Source organism: Planctobacterium sp. AWH2_060, from assembly GCF_056158425.1.
This window is the reverse complement of record NZ_JBSWTG010000001.1, coordinates 3,902,503-3,925,410: the sequence shown is the minus strand read 5'-3', so window position 1 is coordinate 3,925,410 and position 22,908 is coordinate 3,902,503. Positions and strand designations below refer to the sequence as shown.

The 22,908-nt window shown below is 46.2% G+C and carries 19 protein-coding genes; 7 read left to right on the top strand and 12 right to left on the bottom strand.

The window, feature by feature from the left end:
- Positions 1-197: 197 nt before the first annotated feature.
- Together ACXAD8_RS16835 and sbcD are read right to left on the bottom strand one after the other, a co-directional pair.
- Positions 198-3,902 (bottom strand): AAA family ATPase, encoded by a 3,705-nt coding sequence (locus ACXAD8_RS16835; RefSeq protein WP_475231057.1) that lies wholly within the window; start codon positions 3,900-3,902, stop codon positions 198-200.
- Positions 3,899-5,140 carry an exonuclease subunit SbcD gene (gene sbcD, locus ACXAD8_RS16830; RefSeq protein ID WP_475231055.1) on the bottom strand — a complete coding sequence of 414 codons (1,242 nt, stop codon included), beginning with the start codon at positions 5,138-5,140 and terminating at the stop codon, positions 3,899-3,901. The genes ACXAD8_RS16835 and sbcD overlap by 4 nt, the downstream gene beginning before the upstream one ends.
- 180 nt (positions 5,141-5,320) lie before the next feature.
- Between sbcD and ACXAD8_RS16825 the strand changes: the two genes are divergently transcribed.
- Together ACXAD8_RS16825 and ACXAD8_RS16820 are read left to right on the top strand one after the other, a co-directional pair.
- Positions 5,321-6,085, top strand: a complete 765-nt coding sequence (locus ACXAD8_RS16825) for a class I SAM-dependent methyltransferase (RefSeq protein WP_475231053.1) — start codon at positions 5,321-5,323, stop codon at positions 6,083-6,085.
- 87 nt (positions 6,086-6,172) lie between these two features.
- On the top strand, positions 6,173-6,931 hold the full coding sequence (locus ACXAD8_RS16820) for an IS5 family transposase (RefSeq protein ID WP_475231051.1): 759 nt from the start codon (positions 6,173-6,175) through the stop codon (positions 6,929-6,931).
- A gap of 79 nt (positions 6,932-7,010) precedes the next feature.
- Here the strand turns inward: ACXAD8_RS16820 and ACXAD8_RS16815 are convergent, their stop codons facing one another.
- The 3 genes from ACXAD8_RS16815 to ACXAD8_RS16805 form a co-directional block, all read right to left on the bottom strand.
- On the bottom strand, positions 7,011-8,981 hold the full coding sequence (locus ACXAD8_RS16815; protein WP_475231049.1) for a TonB-dependent receptor plug domain-containing protein: 1,971 nt from the start codon (positions 8,979-8,981) through the stop codon (positions 7,011-7,013).
- Positions 8,982-9,103: 122 nt separating this feature from the next.
- Complete coding sequence (locus ACXAD8_RS16810; protein WP_475231047.1) at positions 9,104-9,862, bottom strand: type 1 glutamine amidotransferase; 759 nt, start codon at positions 9,860-9,862, stop codon at positions 9,104-9,106.
- 26 nt (positions 9,863-9,888) lie between these two features.
- Positions 9,889-10,830: an NAD(P)-dependent oxidoreductase gene (locus tag ACXAD8_RS16805; protein WP_475231045.1), complete on the bottom strand. Its 942-nt coding sequence runs from the start codon at positions 10,828-10,830 to the stop codon at positions 9,889-9,891.
- A 66-nt stretch (positions 10,831-10,896) separates the two neighbouring features.
- Between ACXAD8_RS16805 and ACXAD8_RS16800 the strand changes: the two genes are divergently transcribed.
- Positions 10,897-11,325, top strand: a complete 429-nt coding sequence (locus ACXAD8_RS16800) for an SRPBCC family protein (RefSeq protein WP_475231043.1) — start codon at positions 10,897-10,899, stop codon at positions 11,323-11,325.
- A gap of 16 nt (positions 11,326-11,341) precedes the next feature.
- Here the strand turns inward: ACXAD8_RS16800 and ACXAD8_RS16795 are convergent, their stop codons facing one another.
- From ACXAD8_RS16795 to ACXAD8_RS16780, 4 genes are all read right to left on the bottom strand, one after another.
- A complete protein-coding gene (locus tag ACXAD8_RS16795; RefSeq protein ID WP_475231041.1) occupies positions 11,342-11,806 on the bottom strand; it encodes a hypothetical protein in 465 nt (154 codons plus the stop codon).
- A 52-nt stretch (positions 11,807-11,858) separates the two neighbouring features.
- Positions 11,859-13,574, bottom strand: coding sequence for a response regulator (locus ACXAD8_RS16790; protein ID WP_475231039.1), 1,716 nt, complete (start codon positions 13,572-13,574; stop codon positions 11,859-11,861).
- A 168-nt stretch (positions 13,575-13,742) separates the two neighbouring features.
- Positions 13,743-14,420: an anti-sigma factor family protein gene (locus ACXAD8_RS16785; RefSeq protein WP_475231037.1), complete on the bottom strand. Its 678-nt coding sequence runs from the start codon at positions 14,418-14,420 to the stop codon at positions 13,743-13,745.
- Between the two features lie 8 nt (positions 14,421-14,428).
- On the bottom strand, positions 14,429-14,926 hold the full coding sequence (locus ACXAD8_RS16780; protein ID WP_475231035.1) for an RNA polymerase sigma factor: 498 nt from the start codon (positions 14,924-14,926) through the stop codon (positions 14,429-14,431).
- A gap of 170 nt (positions 14,927-15,096) precedes the next feature.
- Here ACXAD8_RS16780 and ACXAD8_RS16775 point away from each other — a divergent pair, with 170 nt between their 5' ends.
- Entirely contained in the window at positions 15,097-16,905 is a 1,809-nt protein-coding gene (locus tag ACXAD8_RS16775; RefSeq protein ID WP_475231033.1) for a S8 family serine peptidase, read from the top strand.
- Here ACXAD8_RS16775 and ACXAD8_RS16770 read toward each other — a convergent pair.
- Positions 16,874-17,797 (bottom strand): hypothetical protein, encoded by a 924-nt coding sequence (locus ACXAD8_RS16770; protein ID WP_475231031.1) that lies wholly within the window; start codon positions 17,795-17,797, stop codon positions 16,874-16,876. The two genes, ACXAD8_RS16775 and ACXAD8_RS16770, sit on opposite strands and share 32 nt — an antisense overlap.
- 115 nt (positions 17,798-17,912) lie before the next feature.
- Here ACXAD8_RS16770 and ACXAD8_RS16765 point away from each other — a divergent pair, with 115 nt between their 5' ends.
- Positions 17,913-18,077, top strand: coding sequence for a hypothetical protein (locus tag ACXAD8_RS16765; RefSeq protein ID WP_475231029.1), 165 nt, complete (start codon positions 17,913-17,915; stop codon positions 18,075-18,077).
- Entirely contained in the window at positions 18,074-20,425 is a 2,352-nt protein-coding gene (locus ACXAD8_RS16760) for a DNA polymerase II (RefSeq protein WP_475231027.1), read from the top strand. The genes ACXAD8_RS16765 and ACXAD8_RS16760 overlap by 4 nt, the downstream gene beginning before the upstream one ends.
- A gap of 152 nt (positions 20,426-20,577) precedes the next feature.
- Here the strand turns inward: ACXAD8_RS16760 and ACXAD8_RS16755 are convergent, their stop codons facing one another.
- Positions 20,578-21,150 (bottom strand): HAD family hydrolase, encoded by a 573-nt coding sequence (locus ACXAD8_RS16755; protein ID WP_475231025.1) that lies wholly within the window; start codon positions 21,148-21,150, stop codon positions 20,578-20,580.
- A 157-nt stretch (positions 21,151-21,307) separates the two neighbouring features.
- Here ACXAD8_RS16755 and ACXAD8_RS16750 point away from each other — a divergent pair, with 157 nt between their 5' ends.
- Complete coding sequence (locus ACXAD8_RS16750) at positions 21,308-22,354, top strand: transporter (RefSeq protein WP_475231023.1); 1,047 nt, start codon at positions 21,308-21,310, stop codon at positions 22,352-22,354.
- On the opposite strand, the gene ACXAD8_RS16745 is transcribed toward ACXAD8_RS16750, so the two are convergent.
- Positions 22,351-22,899 (bottom strand): response regulator transcription factor, encoded by a 549-nt coding sequence (locus tag ACXAD8_RS16745; protein WP_475231021.1) that lies wholly within the window; start codon positions 22,897-22,899, stop codon positions 22,351-22,353. The genes ACXAD8_RS16750 and ACXAD8_RS16745 overlap by 4 nt on opposite strands.
- Positions 22,900-22,908 lie beyond the last annotated feature (9 nt).

The following is a 22,908-nucleotide window of genomic DNA, read 5'->3' as shown; positions in this document are numbered from 1 at the left end:
AGTGAATGCCGATTTTGCAGGAGCAAAAATCGGCCAGTCAGACAGCAGTGGTTGATTCCATTTGCTTTGTCGAACTGAAGTTCGACCTACAGGCTTATATATTCTCGCGCCAAGGGCAAAAAGGCTCACCCCTAAGAAAAGTCACATCAGGAACCGGAATTTAATGGTTCGCAACAAAATATCCATGCAATTCCTTATTACTGTACTTTAGTGCCGCGAAACCGAGCCTCCAACTCACTTACCCCCAAACCATTCTTCTTGAGCACCTTGATTTGCACCGGAATGCGATCTTTCATAGCCTCGATATGGCTGATTACACCGATCGTTTTGCCCGAGGCATTCAGGTTGTCCAGGGTATCCAGCGCCAAATCCAGAGTTTCTGCATCCAGTGTTCCAAAACCTTCATCAAGAAACAAAGAATCGATGCTGGTTTTGTGACTCACCAGATCAGACAACCCCAATGCCAGTGCCAGACTCACCAGAAAACTCTCTCCACCAGACAAGGTTTTGGTATCCCTTTGGCTATCCGCTTGCCAGGTGTCAGTAACCTTAATTCCCAGGCCGTCCACTTGCTCCCGGGTCAACAAATAACGACCATGTAGTTGCTGCAACCGCCGATTGGCCAAATGAATCAGATTATCCAGAGTTAACCCCTGAGCAAATTTGCGAAACTTTTCCCCTTTCGCATGACCAATCAGATCATAGAGATATTGAATGTCATCATAATTTTCTCTGAAACGGGCAATTTCTTCAGCCAAAGTCGCGTGAGCAATCCTGACCTGATCATCTCGCTGTAACTGATTACGCAACTGCCCTGATTTTTCAGCTAACTGTTGCAATTGGTCAGAGATCTGTTGCTTATCAGCCTGATAATGACTAATCGCCGCTTCACTTGTGTCAAACTCAACCTCCTGCACTGTGCTGCTTTTTGCCAGATGACTGGCCAACTTTTCCGTTGTCGCATTGCACAGGGTTTTCGCATCCTGCTCAGCTTTGTTGAGGCGGTTGGTGTCTTCCCGGAGCTGCTGCAATTCTGCATCAGAAAGTGACGCCTGAACAAAAGCGTCTTCGTCCGGAAACTGACTTTGATCCAGCTTTTCCTCAAATAGCTTTTGGGCAACATTCAGTTTTTCACTCTGCTGCCCTGACTGCTGAGACAAAGCCTCTAATCTGTTGCTGGCTGCAACGAATTGATGCTCTGCCTGGCGAAGAACTCCTCTCTCCTGCTCCATACTTTCCCGGCAAGCCTCTACCTGACTTTGAGCCTGCACAATCAGTTGCTCGCCAGACTGAGTGCCCGCCAGTTGACGCTGTTTATTTTGCAATTGCTCCAGCCGCTCTCTTAGTTCATTCAACGTGTCAGAATAAACCTGATTTTGCGCCTGCTGTTGCGAACATTGATTATGCTGATAGCTCAGCTCTGACTCTAGTTTATGCAACGACGACTGAATTTGCTGTTGCTGAATCTGCTGATTTTGAAATTGTGATTGTTGACTGCTCACCTGTGCAAACCAATCTGTAGAGGGTAACTCTGTCATAGTCGCTGGCAAATCAACCCGTTGTAACTCAGCCAATAAGCTTTCTGACTGTTGCTGCTGCTCGAGTTGCAACTCTTCGACTTCCCTGCTTAATTGGGCGCACTGTTCCTGCAACACCTGATACTGACTTTGTTGCGTCAGTAATTGATGCTCACGCCCAGACAGCTGATTTTGTAACTGTGCAGAGTGCTTCTCCAAGGCAACAACTTCTTCCTGGAGAGTACTATAAGTGTCCAATAGTTGTTGCAACTCCCCTTGTCGGCATTCGTATCGCTGCAACAGCTCCGCCAAGGCATCACCATCTGGCAGACCACATTCAATACTCAATTGGTGGCTAGTCTGAATTCCCTGCCATTGTTCCATGAGTTGATTGCTCAATTGCCCGGCATGATGGGCCGCTTTTTCTGCCTGCTGGCATTGTATCTTCAGTGATTCCAGTGATTCTCTGGCAGCACTGCCCTGTAGTTTGATATTTTCAAGCTCTTGCTCCGCTGCCATTTTTTCTTTTAACAGCAAATCAGAATCCACATCCGGTGGCTGCAATGCATGCTCTTTTGAACCACACAGCAGGCAAGGCTCGCCTTGCACTAGTAAATCGCGATATTGCGCAATCTGTGCCGTTAAATCCAGTTGCCTGCTTAGACTCTTGAGCAATTGATCTTGTTGCGCATAACGCTGCCTCAATTGGTCCACCTGCTGCTCTGCCTGGGCCAGCTCTGCACCACTAGCCTGTTGCAACGACGATTGCTGACTCTGTTCCTGTTGCTGTTCCAACCATTGTCTTTGCACTTCCTTAAGACGCAGTAATGCCGGAATTTGTCGGGACAAACGCTGAACTTCATTCAGATGTACAGCCCGTTGAGACTCGCTGAGTAAATCATCTCGTTGCTGTTGTAGCACTGCCAACTTAGCTTTCTCTGTGGTCAGCGCATCAGCCACTTGCTGTTTTTCTACTTTAGATTGAGAGACTGCTTCGCGAAGCGAATGAGCTTGGGACTCTAGCATCTTCAGCTTACTTTGTTTTTCCAGAAACAGTTGCACCAATTTATGGATCTGCCCAGCCCTTTCCTGCCAGCCAGATAGCTGACCTCCAATTTGTTCCAACCAGCGATTAGCTTGCAACCAGTCTGTAACTTCTTGTAATTCCTTTTGTTTTTGCTGCTGAAGCTGCTGAGCTTCATTGAGCTTTGCTTGCAAAGCCTGCAGTGCAGCATCCCCCTGAATCTTCTGATGCTGAATATCCTCTAGTTGCACCTTAGTTGCACTTATATCCTTTTCCAGAGGGATGAGTTCTTGCCGAACCATTTTCTCAGTCACATCCAGGTGCCCATTGACCTCACTTAACAAGACTTCTTTTTGCAGCAGTTGTTGTTCTGAAGCTTGCTTTTGTGCTTGTGCTTGCGTTTTTTCCAGCTCAATCTGATTGTGTTGCTGAGACAGAGTCTGCAACTGTTCGCGAATTTCCGCGATAGCCTGCCATTGGGGCTTAAGCTGCAACGCAGCTTCGGCATTATTCAAGCTTACAAACCAGTTCGAATGGCTCTTGATAGCCAACTGAGCGGCCTGCAGTCGCTCTTCACTGTTTCGCCTCTGCTGTTCCAGGTCTTGTTTCTGCAGCCACCAGTTGAGCTGTTGTTCTGTACTCTGCAACTTACCTTTCAGGACGTTACCAGAGCTATTGCAACTCTCCAGCTCGGCTTCTAACTCCTCTCGAACTTCTGCAGTCAACAATTCACTGCTAGCTAATTGGGTTTCCATTTGTTCCAGCTGTCGTCGCGCTTCAGAGCGTTGTTCAGCCACGCGTTCGGAGATTCTTCCGTAAATTTCAGTGCCCGTCAGCTCTTCCAACAAGGCAGCTCTTTCCTCTTCTCTGGCATTCAAAAAAGCAGCAAATTGCCCCTGTGATAACATCATAGAACGGGTGAAACGAGCAAAATCCAGCCCGGTGATCTGCTCTATAAGTTCCGCCTTTTGCTTAATTTGCGACGCCAGGATTTGACCTGATTCAACTTCAGCCAGCTCTACATCCGCGGGCTGAAACTTGCCATCAGCCTTGCCTCTCGCCCTGCGCATCGACCAACTGGCGCGGTAAGATTTTCCTTTTACATCAAACTCCACTTCGGCACTGCATTCAGCGCAGCCTCGGGTCATAATTTCATTACTGGACTGGCTTAAGGCCCCTAATCGAGGAGTCTGGTGATAGAGCGCAACACAAATGGCATCCAATAATGTGGTTTTACCAGCTCCGGTGGGCCCGGTAATGGCAAACAGGCTGTTATCGCTGAACTCTGGCGCAGTAAAGTCAATAAACCAGTTGCCGCGCAAAGAGTTCAGATTGGAAAATGCCAGGGACAGTATTTTCATTTGCCCTTTTCCTCACTCGTCTCAGCATCCTGCTGCAAATCCTGTTCAATCTGGTGAAATATTGATTTCAAGCGATCGATGCGTTTTTTGTCTTCTTCGGAAAAGCTCTCCAGTGCCAAACGTCGTTCAAATACTTGCATTGGCTTTAGCTCATTCAGGGTTTCAATATAATCATCTGACAATACCTGCCGCCGACTTTTCCGTTCCCGGGTGATCTGCAAAATTTCAATACCGCTATTCTCTGTGATCAGCTGAAAGCGTTGCTGCAAATCGGATAAAAAGTCATGTTCAGACACTTCGAGACTGAGCCAGATGGAGGTCTCTTTATCCAGTGCATTAATTTGAGCTTCCAGTTCACTCAGGTTGCCCTTTAGCTTTTTCATCACCTGAAAGCAGGGTATTTCAATCGTTTCTACTGAATTCATTTTGCCCTGAGCAAAACATATAAGATTGACGCTTTTGTTGTGATTGAGTTCATCAAAGCTAAGAGGAATAGGAGCGCCCGAGTATCGAATATGCTCCTCACCGGCCACTTTCTGTGGTTTGTGTATGTGCCCCAGTGCGATGTAATCAGCTTGCGGAAAATCACTGGCGGGAAATCCGTCCAGGCTACCAATGTAAATATCTCGTACCGATTCTGTTTGCGAAACCCCTAAGGCAGAAAGATGCCCGGTCATTAACAAAGGTAAGTGCAAGTCCTTGTCTTGTTGCAACTGTTTTGCCTGAATTGCCAGTTGCTGATAATAGTCCTTAATCGCTGCTCCTAACTGCTGCCGCTTTTCAAGACCCGTTTGCGCTGCGCTGGACAGCAATAAATCTCTTGGCCGAATAAAAGGCACAGGTGCGGCTATTAAACCGGGAACACCAGCAGCATCCTCCAGCACTAAAATAGAATCTTCAGGTTTATCATCCACCTGACTGATCACGTGAGTATTCAGGTGTTTTAGTAGATCTTTTGATTCGTTAAGTACCGCCACAGAGTCATGGTTTCCGGCCACAAAAAGTAAGGTACATTTCAGCCCCTGAGCACCAATAATAAATTGATTGAATAACTCTCTGGCGTAACTGGGTGGCGTACTGGTATCAAAAATGTCACCGGCTACCACAAGCGCATTCGCCTGCTCCCGCTCAATCAATTGCAACAACCAGTGAAGGAATTGTTGATGTTCGTTTTTGCGATGACGGGTATAAAAATGCTGACCCAGGTGCCAGTCGGATGTGTGAATGACTTTGAACATAGTTATTGAAATTATTATTGATGCAAATCAGAGCGAGTCGGAGTGCTAAAATATACCGTAAATTGTTCGGCATTAATCCTTTTTTTATACACTTCGTACCGAATTCGGTGACAATATTTCCTGAAAGGAATATTGTTACCAAGTTTATTTCAGGAAAAACCGAAGACAATGAGGAAAACCATGATTAAAACCCTGCTAAAAACAGCCGCGCTTACGCTGGCAATTACCAGTTTTACTAGTATCGCCAGTGACTTTGAAAGCACCAAAGCCAAACTGCAACAAGCCATGCAATCGGAGTTGCGAAGCGACGCTGAAAAACAGCGCGATGAAAATCGCATGCCAATCGAAACCCTGGAGTTTTTCGGCTTACGCGACGATATGAAGATTGTGGAACTCATTCCAGGTGGCGGTTGGTATACCCGTCTGCTGGCCCCAACCCTGGCGGAAAAAGGACAATATTTTGCAGCTCTGGGCACTGGCAGAATTAAAGACTGGGTAAGCACTGCAGGGTTCGAAAAAATGACCATTGTCGCTGAAGATGCCAAAATTTACCGCGCCGAAGGTGACCGATTTTATTCGTTGGAGCTACCTGAAAGCGGCCTGGGTGTCAGCGACGCCGATATGGTTTTAACCTTCAGAAATTACCACAACTTTTCTGAAGAAGGTCGTCGCGCCATGAGTGAAGCGGCTTTTGATGCCTTAAAATCCGGTGGCATCTACGCCGTTGTTGATCATACTGCGCGCCACATGGAAGAGCCAAACAGAGAAAATCGCCGTCGTGTCGACCCGGTTTTAGCCATTAAGGAAATTCTGGAAGCCGGTTTTGAATTTGTCGATTACTCTGATTTGCATTACCGCAAAGATGACGAACTGATCTACGAAGTGGGCCGCAAAACGGTAACCGGTAATACTGATCGCTGGACGTTTAAATTTCGTAAACCCTAGGGCGTGTTGATCTTTGTTCAGGAAGTAAACAGCATAGCAACCTAGTATAATGGTTTCGCCAAAAATCAACATACCGGGACAGTTGCTATGCCAAGAACAATACTAACAGATAATGGGTGGGAAAAGTTAAAGGAAATTCTGAGAAGTAGCGGTCGCGTCTATAATAAATATGAGCATCGCAATACAATGGAAGGGATCTTTTATCGAATGCGCACTGGCATTCAATGGCGTGATTTACCACCAGAATTTGGTCACTGGAATACGGTCTTCAGACGCTTCAATCTTTGGTCTAAAAAAGGACTATTAAATAAGCTATTCAATTACTTAGCCTCAGAAAGTGATAACGAATGGTTATTCATTGATGGCAGTATTGTGAAAGCGCATCAGGATAGTACAGGGGCATTCAGTTCTGAAGACGAAGCGATTGGTAAAAGTCGGGGCGGAAACTCTACGAAAATCCATCTCGCCGTAGACAGTGGTGGATTACCTGTTTATTTTGAATTATCAGGTGGTCAAGTCAACGATATCGTTCATGCACAGAGTATGGTCAAACGTTCACCGAAAGCTGAAACCGTTTGCGCTGACAAAGGCTATGATAGTGAACGGTTTAGAGAATTTATTGGAGGGCTGGGAAGCAAGGCGAATATTCCCCGGAAAAGCAACAGCCATACCGGGAATGAGGATATGGACTGGTGCATCTATAAGTATCGCCACCTTGTAGAAAACGCTTTTCAAAAGATAAAGAGGTTTCGAGCCGTTGCGACCCGATACGATAAACTGGAGAGAAATTACAGCAGCACCGTGGCCCTCGCGTTTACGATAATGTGGCTACCTCTGCACTGCTGAACAATTAATCACCAAAGATCAACGCGCCCTAGGCTTTTTACTATGTTCGGGTGCGCAATGTAGCGTACCCGTCACTTGCCTAAAAGAACACTCGCGCCCCCAGTTTAATCACAGGCTCTTCGTCACCAGCGGTTATTGTGCGCAGTTCATTCAAATCCTGTAAATCCGGAACTGCATAGTCATCCGATAAGATATTTTCTACAGTTAAAAAGGCCTGCCAGTCATCTCTGCTATATTGGTATTGCAGGTTCAGCAAAGCTGTTTCATCCACCGCAGCTCGCTCTGTCGCATAGCGCAAGCTAAACCCCAGGCTATGCCTGACATTGACATCCCACACCGCACCAAATCTCGCCATCCAGCGCGGTACGAACTGACGACCAACATCTTTGTCTGACTGACTATTACCCCCGTGCTGGTAACTTAAGTTAGAAAACCATTTGGTATTCTTGGTGACAAACTGATAGTCCAGCTCCAGGCCATAGCGTTCAAAGTGATCGGTGTTTTCAAAGCGCACCTCAAACTCATTGCTCAAGCGTTGAATAAAATCATGAGCATGAGTCCAATATAAATTGGCGATAAACAAGGTATTGTCTTTTGTATAGGTGTAGGCCAGATCCAGTGAGTCTACGGTTTCTGGTTTGATGTCGGGATTGCCGACAATGACACCTGGCGGTATGTCGATCCCTTTTTGAAAGAAGTTAGGGGAGTTAAAACCAGAGGAATAAAGCAATTTGACCGAGCTATGTTCATCCAAAGACTGAATGAGGCTGATGCGCGGCAGTATATTAGAACCAGAAGTGTCATTGTGCACATAGCGACCACCAATAGACAACCGCAAGTCATTAAAGTCTCTTAACCACTGACCATATAAAGCCCACTCGGTGATATTGTCTTTGTCCATGGTTTTCACCCTGACAACACCATCGGCATCGGTATTCAGGTAATCTCCGGTTTCCCGACGCTCCACTTCAAGTCCAGCCACAATTTCAGTTTGAGCATCCCACTGATTGATATATTGACCGCCAGCTCGGTAGCGGTTGTTGTCTGAGCCATCACCAAAATTCTGGACACCAAACTCATTGCCATTAAATAGACGCTCCGTGGGAATGCGCAAAAAGAAGTTGTTGTAATCTGCGAAAAGTCGAAACTGCTGAGTATCCCAACTCCAACGTTTGTCGAGCTTTAATAGCCGCCCTTCCTGCTGCATTTCTCCCAAATTGAACATGGATGCCGCCGCTGCAAGCCCCTGTATATTGGAACGGAATTCCTGATATTGCACAGAAAAATCCTCTGAGTGCCAACCAAACATCACCGACTTATCGTCCGGTTGCTTGCTGACTAAACCACTACTGGGGATTTCAGGGGGTAAAAACGCCGGCATAGGACGATTGTCGTAAAAAGCTTGATACTCATGACTTTTATGCCAATGAGATGACACTGAAAAAGTGCCACCGTTAAATTCAACTCCGTAGTTTAAGGCTATTGTTTTTCCACCTTCGGTATTTAGTGTCGCAACTGCACTACCAGCCGCTGCTTTTCGCGTAACAACATTAATGACGCCAGCAGAAGCATTGGTTCCGTGGAATACAGTGCCCGGACCACGAATTACCTCAACATGACTGATGGCTTCCAGGGGAATACCAGCCAGCGGAATATCATTATGCGAAGACTGCCAGTAAGGCACCCCATCCAACAAAAATAATGTTTTTTGATTAAAGGCTTCAAAAAAGCCACGCAGCATCACAGATTGTGTGCCAATAGCTGTATGTTGTACATCAGCCCCTGGCAACATTGAGATTAAATCTGCCAGGTTATGGATGCCCATTTTCTGAAACACGGCAACATCAACACGCGACACCACTGCAGGTGCTTTAAGAATGTTTTCGGACTGAGTCGAGGCGACGCTCACTTCCAGCTCTAGCAATTGCTCAAACGATAGCATACCCAATTCCTGGGCCTCTGAGCTTTCAGGTTGAGCTCGCAATGGGGTACTAGCCAGCATTGCAAACACGCAAACCTTAAATATCGTTGAGCAATTTAGTGTGCGCATTTATTACCTATTGCAATAACAGACTACCTGCTAAACCTCATGGCAGACAGAATCGTTTGGCTTTCCCGAGCGTTTGCGAACATCCTTTACTAACAGTTTGGCTTAAATAAAAAGATTTACCACTAGCAATTAGTATTATGAAACTGACTGCATTTACTCAAGTCATCAACAAAACGTTGAACCAGTAAGTTGGACCAGGGCGTGTCTTTAGCATTGGCGATAACCTGATTAAAATGTTCAGCATTTTGGGTGTATTGAGCGCGAAAAACCGACAACCGTTCGATTAGAATATCTTTATCCACTTCCGGGTGAAACTGAAAGGCCCAAAAGGGCACATCTTTTACTTTAAATGCGTGAGGGCACTGCTCTGTGTAAGCCAGCAATTCGCAACTTTGGGGGAGTTCCGGCGCCCGTTCGCGATGCACACTAACAGCATAAAAGGGATTGGGAAAACCTGAAAACAACGGGTCGGCTTCTCCCTTTTGGGTAATTTGAATTGGTAAAGTGCCAATTTCAAAATCAGCCTCATCGCGCACTATTTCGCCCCCCATAGCCAAAACCGCTAACTGAAATCCAAAACAGGAAGCAAAAGTGGGTTTACCAATTTCCTTACAATACTGCAACAAGCGCACACAATCCGGTACGAAAGGGTATACCTCAGGTTCCAGTACACTGGCTTCGCTGGCACCGCCCACCAAAACAGCATCAAAATTTTCGACAATCTGAGGGGAAAACCTTGGCCGGTCGAATACGTTAAGTACAGTTAACTGCTCAGCAGCAATATCGGCAAACCGGACAAAACTGTCGAATTCTTCTTCCCGAACCTGAGGCTTATCCCGGATCTGAACAAGCAGTAACTTAAGCTCTGAACGTGATTTCATAAATTCCTCAACCTGCTTTTTTACTGTTAATACCCCAGCCGTCTGTTCACCGCAACTGGAATAACCCCTTTGTCGCAATATTCAGACAGGTTTTCGGCGATCACTTTACCGGCAGTAAAGGGGTTAGTTGGCGCTGAAATATGAGGTAATACGGTCACTTTAGGATGGCGCCAATACTGATGTTCCCTAGGCAACGGCTCGGTAGCAAATACATCGAGTACAGCATGACGCACAGCACATTGAGACAAACACTTGAGCAGAGCTTCGTCGTTAATGATTTTACCGCGCGAAAAATTGATGAGATAACTGTCAGGTGCTAACCATCCCAGGGTTTCCTCATTCAACAAGCCTTTGGTATCTTCGGTAAGAGGCAACAGCACCACGGTAATATCCGCAATACGCAATAAATTGCGCAATGCTGTGTGCCCTGATGACGCATAAATATCATCTACTACAGATGCCGAGTGGCGAGCCCAACAATGTACCTGATAACCAACTGAAGATAATAGCTGAGCGCTTTGTTTTGCCATATTACCGGCCCCCAACAACACCACATTAAGTTCTTCGTTTGGTGTCACTGGATGAGGCTGCCAGACTTGCTGGGATTGTTGTTGTCGGTAATCCGGATTGTGCCGCTGACAATTCATCACCCAACACAAAACGCTTTGGGCCATTGTTGTGGCGAGAGTTGGGTCCTGCATTCTCACCACAGGAATGTCACCCAAAGTAGAATTTGCCAACAAGTTTTCTACCCCGGCCCAGGTGCTCTGAACCCATTTCAGCGCAGGAAGTTGGCTAAAATCCACCTCATCGGCGTTGGCTACGATGGCCACTTCTACACGTGTTTTTTCAGCCTCCGAGAGTTCAGTCAATAACTTAAACTGATGTTCTGGCATAGTTAACTCAAAGGCCTGCAACCATTTAGTTGCGGCGCTGGTCTTTTTATTGGGCACGAACGGGATTAACATTTTCATTACCTTGTTTATTGCACGCATCTATTGAATAATCCACTAAACACTATTACGCGCAGTACTATGCTTCAATTCGCTCTGGAAGGCACTTTTCACAATAATGTCAGCAACATATTTGCGGCATGGCATGAACCTGACAAATTAATCAATTGGTTTAATCTGAACGATCTGGCTATTGGTCAAATCATGTCAGATTTCAGGGTTGGAGGAAAATTTCGTTTTCATTTTTATGATATCACCGGCGCCTCACACATTTTGATGGGGGAATATAAAGACATCCAGCCCAACGTGCGTCTGCAATTTAGCTGGCAATGGATTGGAGAGCCACATTTAAGTGAAGTAGAAGTGCTATTCGATGATGTTGATGAGAACACCACCAACATTCAGCTTATTCATTCCGGGTTTGATGATGAAGAAGACCAAAGTCTACATCATGAAGCCTGGGTCGGATGTTTAGATCGGCTGGTTTTGGCCAGCCGCAAGGGTGCTTAGAGATCTGATTACCGGCTCAAAATGGGTAGATTATCGATACGCCCGCGACCGTAGCCTTTTCCCCATCAATAAAATCCACCGCCATTTCTGGGGCCAGTATGTAACCATCCCCAAAAAATTCGTAAGATGCACTGAGGCGCATTAGATCTTTGTGTTTGACTTTTTTGCCGCCAATGCGCTCTTCACCGTAACCTAAGCCTAAACGCCAATGGTCGCTGGGATGATAAAAGAACGAGCCTACCCAAACGTTTACACCATCACCATCGTGACCTTCTTTGGTACGCTCCCAGACACCACCAACGCCAAAATGGGAGGAAAGTTTATATTCATAGCCAAATCCCACCGTAGTGTCTGTTTCACTTTCAAAATTAGTAGCACCCAGGAAAATCGCAGGGTAGTGTTTTGCATCTCCGGCAGCTAAAGCAGTAAAAGCAGATATTGACAACACCGCGACAGTGGTCAGCTTTGTGATGACGTGCATAGGCCTAATCCAGTTGTGTGTTCAGTATTTTAGAGCGTGTTTATATTAAAATTTAGACGCTAATGTCAGCTAAATCAATGTTTAGTATTTTGGCAAAATGATCCAGTTTGGTTTTGGTGTCCGATTCCGGATTATTGGCAGCAACAATGGCCACGCACTCTGCGGCTAGCGACAACTGATGCTCATCCAAAGTCTCTTTTTCTTTATCCACCATGGCGGTTAATAATCTGAGCAAGCTCATAGCCAACTGTGGATTACTAGGTGACAACTTAAAGGCCTGGGTCAGATTTGCATAGGCAGGCTTAAAGCGCTTTTCTTTAAAGTGCACTTTTGCCATTTCGCCCAACTCCTTTGCAGTGAAGTGAATTTCTTTGCGTTCGATTTGTTCCTGCTCAACGTATTCGCTGATCACACGCCCGGACCAGGTATCACCACCAATCTGCTTTTTAACTTCTTCCAGCAACTTCAGGCTTTCTTCCCTGTGCCCCAACTCATGGAAGGCTTTCACTTTTTCCAGGTTTTCATCTATTGAGCCAGAAGGTTCTTTTGAGACACTCTCTTTGAGCAACTTGTCGGCTTCTTTTTTATTTTGGCGCACACACAACAAACGCACTTTTATCACCGTCAGAGGTTCAGCCAATTGCCGACCAAACTCATCTTCAAGCTCACGCATCATGCGTTCAATTTTAACAAACAAGCTACGGGCTTCGATGTCAGATAAGGTGGTTGCCAGATCCAGCGCTGTCCGCAATACATTGAGACGTAATTCAGGGCTATCATGGATCGAGTTTTTCGCATATTTAGCAACATTCTGAGCCGCCATGTACTGTCCCATACGATCGTGGTTCAGGCGAGCCAAGTCACAAGACTTGCGATTGCGCTCAATATTTCGAGGAGCAAGTTGAGTGGCGGTCTTTATCTCTTCGTAGGCGTTTTTATAATCTTCGTGCTCAATGTAGTACCGTGCCAGCACGTCGTAAACCAAAAATCGGGTATCTTCCCGCTCTTTTAATTCGGTGATTTTAGGTTCAGCTTCTTCCAACTTGTCTTGCGCCAGCATTGCTCGCAACAAGCCTATACTCACCCAGCCATATTTATATTCGTGTTGTAACTCTTCGTAATACCTTTGCGCTTCTTCAAATTCGAATAACTTAAACAAACACTCGCCTTTAATGCGTTTGATATTGGGAAAGTAATGGGCCAGTTCATTGCGTTTCAATAGCTCATCGGCCAGGTAGATCGCCGAACTGAAGTTTTCGGTATCAACGCAAAAATACAGTCGATGCAGTTTTTTGCGCACTTCAAAAATATGTTTCAGGCGGTTCTCCACCCGACCTCTGTCCAACGGTTTAACCCAAAAATCATTGGGTTGCATCTCTACAACACAATGCACCAATTCGGGTGCCGTTTCAGCGCTTAGAAAGATAACTGTGGTTGCTTTGGTGACATGCCCTTTGAATTTCAACTCTTCCAGCAAATGGAAGCCGTCTTTGTCACTTTGCACATTAAAGGAAATTAAAACGATATCGAATTTGGTTTGCTCACAGCGCCGAACAGCATAATAGGCATTCTGAGCGGTGGCTATTTTTGAAATGCCAATTTCCAGCATCGCGCTTTTGATGAGTTCATGTACCAATGGATCTTCATCGATTATCAATGCTGTGAGTTCGCTCACTCTGCGAGCCGGTGGAATATCTATCAATTCCCAAATCCTTACCTTAAAACCTCGAACCAGAGCAGATTCCTGAATACCGGAAACCCTCGCCAAACGTCATTGCTTTACCGCCTCTGCAAGCGGAAAAAACAACCTGCCTCAAATTCAAGTATATAACAAAAAAGGAAGACGAAAAGAAATGGGATTGGCAAATTTAGCCGAGAAATGATGATATCTGCAACATCAGGGCAGATATTCTGCCCTGACTGACAGGAATTCGCTTTATTTCAAACTTTGCAAAAGACTCATTGCGTCATTTTCAGTGAGCGGTTTTAAGCCTTCCTCAGCAATGTATTGTTCAATATCATCATAATGGCTGCTGGCAGTTACATAATAAGTGTCGCTGTCGTTACCTTTAATGGCAAACACTTGCTTTTGCCATTGCCCTTGCTGATAACAAGTTAATCCATGTTCAACATTGCCGGCTTCACGGGCATAATACTCCCGACACAATGACTGATTTTCATCCAGAAAACTTTGTACAACCACCACTTCTGTGCCGTTTTCGGAAAGCCAGTTTTCATCATCAGCCAATTGACTTAGCATGCTGTCTTTTAAATTAATGCCATTGTGCGCAGGTTGACTAACAAACAAATATCCCATGATACAGACCACTGCCACCGATGCAGCCAATGGCAAAACGCGTCGCCACTGCCAATCTGAGCTGGTATTGCTCCCCTTCTCTTCGGTTTTTAACAGGTCTGCAATTTCATCGCTAAGGGGTTCGTCTTTAAAATCCGGAATAACGGTTTTGACATTATCGCTCAACGATTTTAATTGCTGATATAGGTTGTTAAATTCGGGTTCTGCCAACAAACGACGCTTGACCGTAAGCACACTTTCCGCGTCCAGCTCACCGTCAATATATTGAGATAATAAATCGTAATCGTCTTGTTTCATCGTTTTACTCACAGTTTACTTTCGATTAACTCCAGCATCTTCTTCCTTGCTCTGGACAATCGGCTCATTACCGTACCTTGTGGAATCTCCAATACTTCGGCGGTCTCGGCATAACTATAGCCTTCAACAATTACCAGACTGATGATCATACGTTGCTCATCACTCATTTGGTCCAGCACATCCAGCACTTGCTCCAGTGTATATGCACTCTCCTGATTACCTTCTGCTACATCCTGATCCATATTCGGTATTTTATTTTCCGTCACAGCTTTAAGCCTGACATCGCGGGAGCGTATCTCGTCAAGCCAGATATTTTTGCACACCCGTAAAATCCAAGGCACGGCTGAAACATCTTTTGGCAATCCCTTTTGCAGTAGCTTTAACACCAAACTTTGCACCAGATCATCAGCATCCGCTTTCTGGCCGGTTAACGAGAAAGCAAACCGCCTGACCCTGGGCAACTCCTCCACCAATATCCTTTTTAAATCATCTTGAGAGTGATTCATCCTTACCTTCTGTGAATAGAACGTGACACGATTACAATTTATTCCAAAATTTTTTCTATTAAGGGATTTCGATAATGACTTTATCAAGCAATAATGAGCTATAAAGTGAAATAAATCACAGATCTTACCCGTTATACCATACTAAGTTAGTGTAAAATATTGGGTAAGTCATGAAAATCTTGAAAGGTGTGACATTGGAAAGCTTATTCAGCCACAAACATATACATGTCTTTTTACGCGTGTATCAGGCGCTTTTTGCGCTTGCGGTTTTTTGCGTCACACTGTTTAGTATTTCATTTGCTCAGGCCAATGACAGAAACTCCGAAAGACGCGCCGAATTGGCGATGGAGCGCTTGACGGAGCAACAGGCGGAACGAGCCATACGCCGTGCAGAACGCATTGCAGAAATCCAGGCGCAGCTGGCTAACGAAGAGCAAGGTCGTAACGCCAGTGTTCGTGCCTCTGAGCGCGCCATAGAGCGACACCTTGAAGAACAGGCGATAGCCCGATTGACGGACCAGCAATTGCTGCAAATTACAGCCAACAAAGGCAATTTTCGGGATAGCTTTGCCGATACTGAACGTGAACCCGAGCCACCCACTCGCCCCCAAACGCCTGATGATCCTGAGCTACCAGACGAGCCACTTAATGATGATGGGCTTGGTAGTTTCGACCCCAATGAGCAGGATGAGCCTGGTGAGAAGGGTAATGATGAAATAGAAGAAGAAGTGGAAGACACTATCTCTGAGCAAGTTGAAGACGCCATACAGGATAGCGGAATTGACAAGGAATTCTCCGATCTGCAATTTGAGCAAGCACTGACCTCTATCCACAATGATTCAAGATTATTAACAGAAATTGATGAACAACAGGTGTGGACCTCCGAATGGGTAATAATGGCGGACCTGGATGCGAAGCAAGCCCTTGAAATGGAAGGTTATGAATTCAGTAATGAAGAATTACTGGAATCTTTTGGCAGTATCATTGCCAGTGTGAAAGCTCCCGCCTCTTATAACCTGCACGACGATTACCAGCAGGTGATGGAGCGACTGGAAAAACACGATGCGGTACTGGATTTTAATCATATCTACACCAACATCTATACCAATGCCATAGAGTCTACCCCCCAAGAAAGTAGCGGTATCTCACCGGGCGAATTAATGAGCCTGAAGCACAAAGGCATTCGCATTGGTATGGTGGACACCGCCATCGATCTCAAGCATCACCTGCTGCAGTCTGCGCAAATTAGGCAACAACATTTCACTCAGGACGGTCAAAAGCCGGTATTTAACCATGGTACCGCCGTAGCCTCGGTATTTTCAGGTAAGAGTGAACATTACAAAGGGATTTTTGAAGAGATTGAATTGTTCAATGCGTCGGTTTTTGTGGAATCAGAAGATACGGGCTCAATCACCACCGCTTTAAGCCTGTTGCGTGGACTTAACTGGCTGGTTCAGCAAAATATCAAAGTCATTAATATGAGCCTGGCTGGTCCCCCCAACAGATTACTGCAAAAAGGGATTGAACAACTGTGCCAACAGGGTGTGGTTATCGTTGCCGCTGCAGGCAATGAAGGTCCTTTCTCAGAACCTATGTATCCTGCCGGTTATAGCTGTGCAGTCGCAGTAACTGCGGTTGATATGGACAATAAACTCTACAAAAAAGCGGTACGGGGTAACCACATTGATGTGGCCGCCTATGGCGTAGACATACTGGCCGCCAGCGACAACCACAGTGCCAGTGCACAATCCGGTACCTCTATCGCAGCGCCTTTTGTAACGGCCTGGATAGCCAGTCAATTACCACAACAAACCGATGCCAATAACTGGGTAGAACTGGCTTTAAATCGCTGTATTGATTTAGGCGACGAAGGCATAGACCCGCTATTTGGCAAAGGCTTACTGCCTTTAAACAGCGACGCTTTGTCAGCCCTGAATACACTTAGCGCTAAAACTGATACTGCAACACCAGGCTACTGATTTTCTGGTCGTAACTGGCGGAAGGCAACGCTGAGTCCTGCTCGTTGAGGCGAAAGTTAGCTACCGCAAAAAAGTGCTCTGTAAATTGGGTTTCCCATTCAATATCCCATTGCCTGCGATTGTCTAAGCGAAAAGCCTCTATATCGGGGTGAATTTGATCATTGTAATTGCGCCGTAAATAGCGCCAATTGATCCTGACCTTATGGGCCTTTTCCAACCAACGTAGCTTTTTAACCCAGCCAATTCTGAACTGATTGGAAACGTTACTGAAGAGAGGATTTTCCGCTTCTTCTTTCCCGCTGCGATAGGAAAACATTAAATAGTGATTGATGCCCTGCAAAAAGCGGTAAGCATCCAGCGTAAACTCGCGGCCATCGGCAGAGCGTTGTGCATCACTTTTAATGGTTTTATCAGTTAAATTTATCCCTAAGTTCAGGAACCAGTGTTTACCAATAAAAAATGAAAAATAGGGTGAGTATTGCTGCATAGACAAAAACCCCTGGCTATTGAGGTCAGAACTAATAGCCTGAGAGCGAAAACCTGCGGTCAAATGTTGAAATTCATGACTATAACCGGCCGAATATATTTGCAGCGATGAATCAAAGGTATTGCTTTGATCGAAATTCTTACGAATGAAGTTAGCAGATAATAACCACTCGTTGTTCTCATCTGGCGTATAGCGATAGTTGAGATTCATACGCAATAAGCGACTGGAACTGCTGTCATCAACCACAGAATCCAGTTCATCAATGATCACTGTTGAATCGTTTTCGATACCTGCTTCGACGCGCCCTTCCCAGCGATGCTTATCATCCTGCTCAGCTAATACAGGGGGCATCAACACCAGCAAAGAAAAGCAACTAATCCACCTAAAATTTAAGAAGTACTTCATTCAATCTCTCATATTTTAAGATTCATGGAATAAAAACCAATTCCGGTTCGTCTCTAGTATAACCAGGCGATTTATTCTCCTGGGAAACTTACCTAGAGGTTCTGAATCGCCTGACATGGATCGCGTTGGGCTGTTCAGCGATTTATTCATCAACGGCGATCTCCCCCGCTTTATTCCTGTAAAAGTCAAAAAAGTCCTGTTAACCCTGCTTGCTTTACTGTATTTATTACCAGTGTATGCCATGCTGGCCAAAGAACAGAGCTATTTATACCAAGAATGACCCAGGAATTAATTGAAGGTTTTATCCTGTCCCGAAAACAACTGGAAATTTCAGGCAAAACCTACCTGGACTTTTGGTTGGCCACTGAACATGGCCCTCGTAATATCCGCACCGAAGCCACGCCATTTGTTTTGTTTGTCAGTACCCAGGAGCTAACAGCTTTAGCTACCGATTTACAAAAAATTAACCCAGGCATTAGCCGCTCAGATTTATCCCTGCAACTGTTTTCAGGCCAGCCCTGCTCTGCGCTATATGCAAAAAGTCAGAGCGATTTTTTTGCCCTCAGAGATTGGCTCAGAAATAACCATATTACCTGTTACGAAGACGATATCCGTCTGATAGACCGCTATCTGATGGAGAGATTTGTCTACGGCAGTAGCAAAGCATTAGGCAGCGCTGACCAGCATGGCCGGCTCAACAAGGTAAAACTCAAGCCCAGCCAATATACACCAGATTTTAGCCCTCTTTCACTAGACATTGAGTGCAGCGAAAAGGGCGAGCTATATTCCATTGGTTTGGCAACTGCTGAGCGCCACTGCGTATTGATGATAGGATCGCCTCAAGACAGTGCCCCAGACTGGATCCAATGGGTTGCAGATGAACACAGCTTATTACAACAGTTTGTTTACGAATTTAATCAGTTCGACCCGGACGTCATTGTGGGCTGGAGCGTGATCAGCTTTGATTTTCGCTTGTTAATCAAACGGGCACAACGGCACAACATTGCTTTAAACCTGGGCAGGGATGGCTCGTTGATGACTTGGCGCGATGCCAAATCCGGGAGCCAGCCGGGATTTTTAAACCTCGCCGGACGACTGGTGCTGGATGGTATCGACGCGCTGAAATCCGCCACCTATCAGTTCGACAGTTTCAGTCTGGAGTCAGTAGCACAGGAATTATTAGGCAAGGGTAAAAAAGTAGAGGATGTGGGTAATCGCATGGCCCATATCAATCATGACTTTATGCACAATAAAGTCAAACTGGCGGAATACAATCTTCAGGATTGTTTGTTGGTGTTGGAAATATTCGAAACCACCCGCCTGATGGAATATCTGGTATTGCGCAGCCAACTAACCGGCCTGGAACCAGACAGAGCTGGCGGCTCAGTGGCCGCCTTTACAAATCTTTACCTGCCGAAATTACACCGAGCCGGTTATGTAGCCCCCAATCTGCCAAAAGATGGTGGCCTAGCCAGCCCTGGTGGCTATGTAATGAACTCCAAACCGGGGCTGTATCAAAATGTGCTGGTGCTGGACTTCAAGAGCCTGTATCCCTCAATCATTCGCACCTTTAAAATCGATCCATTGGGCCTTGTGGAAGGTTTAAAATCTCCCGAAAACGCCATTCCCGGCTTCAAAGGTGGCTGCTTTTCCAGAGAGAAGCACTTTTTACCGGATATTATCACGCAGCTCTGGCGGCAACGGGACGTGGCCAAGCAGGAACAGGACAGCGCCCGCTCTCAGGCCATTAAAATTCTGATGAACTCCTTTTATGGCGTGTTGGGTTCAGGGGGTTGTCGCTTTTACGATACCCGTCTGGCCAGCTCTATCACCATGCGAGGCCATGATATTATGCAAACTACAGCTCGCTGGATTGAAGAGCAAGGCCATGAAGTAATCTACGGTGACACTGATTCAACCTTTGTTTGGTTAAGCCAATGTAAGGATGCCCTTGAGGCGCGCGAAATTGGCAACCAACTGGCCAAGATGATCAACCAACGCTGGCACGAAAAGTTACGGCAAGAGTTTGACCTTGACTGTTTTCTGGAGCTGGAATTTGAAACCCATTTCAGTCAATTTCTGATGCCCACTATTCGCGGCTCAGAACAAGGCAGCAAAAAGCGTTACGCCGGATTAAAAAAGACCGACTCAGGTGAAGAGCTGGTGTTTAAAGGGTTGGAAACCGTGCGTTCCGACTGGACAGCACTGGCCAAAGAATTTCAGACCCGGCTGTATAGCATGGTGTTTGCCGGTGAGGATGCCAGCCAATATATTGCCGATATGGTCAATAACACCGAACAAGGCCATTTCGACGACAAGCTGGTATACAAAAAACGATTACGTCAGGGCACCGACAAATATGTCAAAAACGTGCCGCCCCACGTTAAAGCCGCTCGCCTGGCAGATCAGCAGCTTCAGGCCCTGGGCAAAGCACGTAAGTATCAGCGCAAAGGCTGGATCAAATATGTGCAAACCATCAATGGTCCGGAGCCGCTGGAGTTTCTCAGCAGCCCGATTGATTACCGCCATTATGTGGAAAAACAATTGCGCCCCATCGCCGAAGGCATTCTGCCTTTTATTGGCCAGAACTTTGACAGTATCAGCTCCCGCCAGATGGGGTTATTCTGAAAGAGTAACGGACAATCCATATTCGATAATCCGCTGACAGTCTTGTCCCTCTATAAAGCTGACAATAATCGTTCGGCATCGTAAACCAGCTCAGCCTTGACCACTCCCAAACCTAAGCTCATCCATAACAGCACGCAAAAAATTCTCATTGATTAATCCTTCAATTCCTCAAAAAATGCCAAAAACTCCCCATAGCTGGCGAACTGCCAGGTAGCCTGATGTGACCAGGTAGGCGGTCCTTGCAAGGTCATTAAGACACTGCGCATCCCGGCGTTAATAGCGGCGTTTACATCATGCAAATAGTCCCCGACATAAATCGTATTTTGCGGCAATAATGACCAGCTTTCGGCAATCTGCAGTAATGCGGTGGGATCCGGTTTGGCCGGAGCACATTCACGGGTTAGTACCTGTTCAAAACTCAGACCGGCTTTTTGCAACTTAATATCGGTGGCAGAGCGACAATTACGGGTCACTACAGCAGTTCGAATCTCCTGCCGCTGCAAGCTCGCCAGTGCCTCTGCCACACCGTCGATGAGCTCACTTTGATGAGCATCTTCCAGTTCCATGACCTCTATTTGCGCCATCGCCAGATTACGACGCTCGTCATCAGTAATCTCATCGATGTAATTCAGGATATCCTGGTCAGCCGGGCAACCCACTGCCTCGCGCATGGCCACAAAATCCAATTGGGAAGTCACCAGGGTGCCATCCATATCGAATATCACACCGGCCACTGGTGCATTAATTACAGGGTTAATAGTCTACTCTCCACAATTTTCCAGAAGCTGCGACATTTTGTCACAGGGTAATTATTTTATGACAGGTTAAAATCAGTTTTTTGCTTTTATTACTCTCATCATGCCCAATAAAAAAATTAACACATTGATTTCTTTACTTTTTGTTTCATCAGCCAGTTTTGCCGATGGCAAGATTGCCGGCAATACCAGTACGCCCGATAGTCATGCGCCCATTGGCGTTATGGGTGATCATACTCATAAAGCCGGAGAATGGATGATTTCTTATCGCTTTATGCAGATGTCCATGGAAGATAACCTGCAAGGCAGTCATGACATTTCTGCACAAGACATAGTCACCGGCATTCCCAATCGCTATGCCGGAAATATGATGCAACCAGCAACCCTCAGAGTCGTACCAGTAGAAATGACCACCGATATGCACATGCTGGGCGCCATGTACGCTCCCAGCGACGATATCACCCTGATGCTGATGCTGAATTACTTGTCTAAGGACATGTCTCACATTACTTTTCAGGGCGGCATGGGAACCACACAACTAGGTAGCTTTGAGACCAAAACCAGCGGTCTCGGGGACACTAAATTCGTTATCTTATGGAACCTCAAGAAAACCACTGACTACCAGCTTATCTTAAATCTGGGACTCAGCGCCCCGACCGGCGACATAGACGAAACCGATCATATCCTGACTCCCATGAATATGACTCCCGAAGTAAAACTGCCCTATCCAATGCAGTTGGGCTCTGGCAGCTGGGATTTTGAGCCGGGTTTGACCGTCACTGGTCATGCTGGCGACTGGGGCTGGGGCGGCCAGCTGAAAGCCACCTTCAGGTTAGGCGAAAATGACAACGATTATTCCTTGGGTGACAAGCTCCTGGTCACCAGTTGGATTAGTCATCGCTTAAATGAACACATCAGCTTATCAGCCCGACTGAGTTATCAGGACCAGGGGCAGATAGACGGCATAGATGCCGAAGTCATGTTACCGGTACAGACTGCGGATCCAACTAATTCCGGAGGTTCAATGCTGAACCTCGGGATTGGTGCCAATCTGTTATTGGCCGGTGGCCATCGACTGGCACTGGAATATGAAACCACCCTGGATCAAAAAGTAAACGGCGTACAGATGGCGATGGACGACATGCTCACCCTGGGCTACCAGTACGCTTTTTAGCTATTAAAAACCGGGCGCTTCAGTAACTTGCGCTGCAGTGTCCGGCGATGCAACTTTAATTCCCTGGCAGTGGCGGAAATATTGCCATCGTTGCGTAGCAGGGTCTGCTGTATATGCTCCCACTCCAGTTGGGCGGGAGTCATAGCATGGTTAGACACCTCTGGAGATTCCGGCACTGCAGCCTCCGAATCCAACACAACTAACAACTCTTTAAAGTTCAGCGGCTTAGTCAGGTAATCATCGGCGCCGCGCTTCAGGGCTGCCACGGTCGTGGCTATACTGCCATAACCCGTCAGGATCACCAGTTTTGCATCCGGCCAAACAGCGCGACAATCCTGCAGGTACTCCAAAACAGACTCGGTACCCAGATTCAAATCCAACACTAAATGGCTAAAGCTTTTTCCACAGTTGAGCAAATCTCCTGCCTGATGGAACGCCGTTGCCTGAAAGCCATACTGTTGCAAGCGGCGCTGCAACGTTGCCAGGAAAACCTGATCATCATCTAACAGGGCAATGCGGTGCTTTGGTTGTAAGTCTTTAGGCATGTGCAAAAG